At 72.0% G+C, this 4,081-nt stretch carries 4 protein-coding genes; 3 read left to right on the top strand and 1 reads right to left on the bottom strand.

Annotation, left to right across the window (positions count from 1 at the left end; all coding sequences use genetic code 11):
* Nucleotides 1-673 (bottom strand): chaperonin GroEL (groEL, locus tag JWR81_RS00255; RefSeq protein WP_297645059.1); only part of this gene is annotated, 673 nt, incomplete at its 3' end.
* Nucleotides 674-865: 192 nt separating this feature from the next.
* On the opposite strand from groEL, the gene glp reads away from it, so the two are divergent.
* From glp to JWR81_RS00240, 3 genes are all read left to right on the top strand, one after another.
* Nucleotides 866-2,092, top strand: a complete 1,227-nt coding sequence (gene glp, locus JWR81_RS00250) for a gephyrin-like molybdotransferase Glp (RefSeq protein ID WP_297645057.1) — start codon at nt 866-868, stop codon at nt 2,090-2,092.
* 419 nt (nt 2,093-2,511) lie between these two features.
* Entirely contained in the window at nt 2,512-3,243 is a 732-nt protein-coding gene (locus JWR81_RS00245; protein WP_297645054.1) for a phosphatidylserine decarboxylase, read from the top strand.
* A partial coding sequence (locus JWR81_RS00240) for a phosphatidylcholine/phosphatidylserine synthase (RefSeq protein WP_297645052.1) occupies nt 3,243-4,081 on the top strand: 839 nt, incomplete at its 3' end. The genes JWR81_RS00245 and JWR81_RS00240, both read left to right, overlap by 1 nt.

The following is a 4,081-nucleotide window of genomic DNA, read 5'->3' as shown; positions in this document are numbered from 1 at the left end:
TCTTGCTGTTCACGACGAGGACGTAGGGGTCGTCGAGGACGGCCTCCATACGCTCCGGGTCGGTCACGAAGTAGGGCGAGATGTAGCCCTTGTCGAAGCGCATGCCCTCGGTGAGCTCGAGCTCGAGACCGAAGGTCTGGCTCTCCTCGACCGTGATCACGCCTTCCTTGCCGACCTTGTCCATCGCCTCGGCGATGAGCTCGCCGATCGTGGTGTCGGCGGCGGAGATGGAGGCCGTGGCAGCGATCTGCTCCTTGGTCTCGACCTCCTTGGCGGTCTTCAGCAACTGCTGCGAGACGGCCTCGACGGCCTTCTCGATGCCGCGCTTGAGGGCCATCGGGTTGGCGCCGGCGGCCACGTTGCGCAGGCCCTCGCGGACCATCGCCTGGGCGAGCACGGTGGCGGTGGTGGTGCCGTCACCCGCGACGTCGTCGGTCTTCTTGGCAACTTCCTTGACGAGCTCGGCCCCGATCTTCTCCCAGGGGTCCTCGAGCTCGATCTCCTTGGCGATCGACACACCATCGTTGGTGATGGTGGGCGCGCCCCACTTCTTCTCCAGGACGACGTTGCGACCACGCGGGCCGAGCGTCACCTTGACGGCGTCGGCGAGGGTGTTCATGCCGCGCTCGAGCCCGCGGCGCGCCTCCTCGTCGAAAGCGATCATCTTCGCCATGGGTGTGTTGTCCTCCGATTGGGATGACACGAAAAGTCACAGTGCCGAACGTGGTGCCCGCGACGGACGACCAGCAACCCTGCGCCGGTCTCACCCGCTCGACGACTGGCACTCTACCGTGCCGAGTGCCAGTGCGGTTCTAGCACTCGACGCCGGTGAGTGCAAGGCAGCCGGATCAGGCACGATGCAGGTGTGCCGAGTGCCCCGAGGTCCGTCGTAGAACACCGCGCGGTCGTCGCGGCCCTGCTCAGCCCCACCCCCGCCGAGGACGTGCCGCTCGCGCAGTCGCTCGGCCGGGTGCTGGCCGCAGACGTCGTGGCGGCGGTGTCCCTGCCGTCGTTCGAGAACTCCGCCATGGACGGTTACGCCGTGCGCGCGGGCGAGCTGGCCGGCGCCTCGGAGGCGAGCCCCGTCGCGTTCCGGGTTGCGGCCGACATCCCGGCCGGGCGCACCGACGTCCCCGTCCTGGAGCCCGGCACCGTCCACCGGATCATGACCGGCGCCCCGGTCCCGGCCGGTGCCGACGCGGTGGTGCCGGTGGAGCAGACCGACGGCGGCGTCGAGCGGGTGCTGATCCGCGTCGTGCCGGAGAAGGGCGCGTACCTGCGCCATGTCGGCGAGGACGTCCACGCCGGCGACGTCGTGCTGACGGCGGGCACCGTGCTCGGGGCCGCGCAGATCGGTGTCGCGGCCGCGGTCGGGTCGGCCACGCTGCCCCTGCGCCGCAGGCCCGTCGTGCTGGTGCTGTCCACCGGCTCGGAGCTCGTCGCCCCCGGCACGCCGCTGCAGCCCGGGCAGATCTACGAGAGCAACGGTCCGATGCTCGCCGCCGCCGTCGAGGACGCGGGTGGCGTGGCGGAGCTGCTGCGCTTCGTGCCCGACGACGTCGAGCAGTTCCTCGGCACGCTGCGCGAGCGGGTGGAGGAGGGCGCCGTCGACCTGGTGCTCACGTCCGGTGGCGTGAGCGCCGGCGCCTACGAGGTGGTCAAGGACGCGTTCACCGGACGCGGGGTGGAGTTCGTCAAGGTCGGGATGCAGCCGGGCGGTCCGCAGGGCGCCGGGCGGATGGCCGAGCTCGGCGACGTCGCCGTCGTGACGCTGCCGGGCAACCCGGTCAGCTCGCAGGTGTCTTTCGAGGTCTTCGTGCGGCCGGCGCTGCGGGCCGCGATGGGTCACCCGCACCCCGACCGTGCCGTCGTGACGGCCACGCTGAGTGAGGGACTGCGGTCACCGGCCGGGCGCAGGCAGTTCCGGCGCGGCACGGTCGACGCCGTGCAGGGCACGGTGCGCGAGGTGGGCACGGTCGCGTCCCACATGCTCGGGTCGATGGCGCTGGCCGAGTGTTTCTTCGTCGTGCCCGAGGACGTCACCGAGCTCCCCGCGGGCGCACCCGTCGAGGTGTGGTTGCTGGACGACTGACCCGACCGAGTCTTTGTGGTGTACATCACATACGAGTGATGCAACAATCGTCGCTCGCTGAGCGTCTTACTGGTGAGCGTTCCGCCGATCGGTGCAGATCGTGGCCATATGTCCCCGTGGCCTGGACGATCGAACGGAAGCTCGGCGATACTTTCAGCACGACGTGGGTACCCACCCCTCGTCGCAAAGAGCCCACCGCCCGTCGCTGGGGAGCGGACGAGCGGTTCCACGGCCGGGGTCGTCGTCTCGGGGGATGACGGCCCCGGCCCTTTGCTTTCTCCGGCGCCTCACCCGGCCGCACAACAGTGTGGCAGACGGTGACCACGCACCAGATGCCGACGTGCCTCGTGCCCCGCGTACCGTAGCCGCCGCCCCCGCGGCCGCCCGGGCCGCCACGCCGGAGGAGCCGACCCACCCCCATGCCCGATCGGCCTGATCACCGCCCGACTCCTTCAGGATTCTCGGTCCCCCACGTCGTCGGGCTCATCCGTGAGGCGGTGCCGCCCATGCACCCCGGCGGGAGGCCGATCGTGCTCGCCGTCGCGGCCGCCGCCGGCCTCGTCCGCGCGGTCACCGGTCACGGAACCGTCCCCGGCGCGCTGGCCACCGCGGCAACCGCTGCCTTCTTCCGGGCCCCGCGCCGGGTGCGCCCCCCGGTCGACGGCGTCGTCCTCGCGCCCGCCGACGGCACGGTGGCCACGGTCTCCGACGTGCTTCCGCCCGAGGAGCTCGACCTACCGCGGGTGCCCATGCCCCGCGTCAGCGTCTTCCTGTCGGTCCTCGACGTGCACGTCCAGCGGATCCCCGTCGACGGGCGCGTGCGCGCCGTCGTCTACCGCCCCGGAGTGTTCCTCTCCGCCGACCTCGACAAGGCCAGCGAGGACAACGAGCGCAACGCCGTGGTCGTCGAGTCCACCGACGGCGCCGTGGTCGCCGTCGTGCAGATCGCGGGCCTGCTCGCCCGCCGCATCGTGTGCCAGGTGAAGCCGGGCGACGAGGTCGCCGCGGGTGAGATCTACGGCCTCATCCGCTTCGGTTCCCGCGTCGACACCTACCTCCCGCCCGGTTCGCGCGTCCGCGTCGCGGTCGGGCAGCGGACGATCGGCGGCGAGACCGTGCTGGCCGACCTCCCGCCCGCCGGGAACGGGTGATGGCCGTGCCCGTGTACTCCGCAGGCATCCGGCTGCTCCCCAACGCCGTCACGGTCCTCGCCCTCTGCTCCGGCCTGTCCGCCGTCTACTTCGCGCTGAGCGGTCGGTTCGAGCTGTGCGTGGCGTCCGTGGGCTTCGCTGCGATCTGCGACGCGCTCGACGGCAGGCTCGCCCGGCTGCTCGACGCGAGCACCCGCATCGGCGCCGAGCTCGACTCGCTGTCGGACCTCGTGTCGTTCGGCGTCGCGCCCGCGCTGGTGCTCTACATCTGGCAGCTCGAGGGCAGCAGGTTCGGCTGGGCCGTCGCGCTCGTGTTCGCCGTCTGCATGGCGCTGCGGCTGGCGCGGTTCAACACGCTCCTCGACGTCGAGGACGAGGTGCCCTACGCCAAGGAGTTCTTCGTCGGCGTGCCCGCGCCCGCCGCGGCGCTCGTCTCGGGCATCCCGCTCTACCTGTCGCTGCAGTTCGGTGACGGCTGGTGGAGCGACGACATCGTCGTGGCGGTGTGGGCGCTCGTCTCCGCGGGCCTCATGGTGAGCCGCATCCCGACACTGTCGTTCAAGACCGTGCGGGTGCCGCCGCGCCTGATCGCCCCCGTGCTGGTGCTCGTCGGGCTGGTGGCGGCCGTCGTCGTCACCGCGCCGTTCCTGGGGCTGGCCGTGGCCGCGCTCGCCTACCTGTGTCTCGCGCCGTACGCCGTGTACCGGCACCGCTGGCTCGGGCTGCACCCGGAGGCGTGGAACGTGCCCGTGCGGGAGCGTCGCGCCGTGGCCAGGGCCGCCCGCTCCGCCCGCAGGCTGGGGCTCCGGTCGCCGCTGCGGCGCCGCGTGGCGGGCCG

The organism is Pseudonocardia sp., assembly GCF_025965585.1.
In the GTDB taxonomy this organism is placed as follows: domain Bacteria; phylum Actinomycetota; class Actinomycetes; order Mycobacteriales; family Pseudonocardiaceae; genus Pseudonocardia.
This window is presented reverse-complemented; position numbering and strand designations above follow the sequence as displayed.

Excerpts from the sequence above, each read along its gene's own strand:
- JWR81_RS00245 (WP_297645054.1), top strand. The coding sequence starts at position 2,512 with ATGCCCGATCGGCCTGATCACCGCCCGACTCCTTCAGGATTCTCGGTC.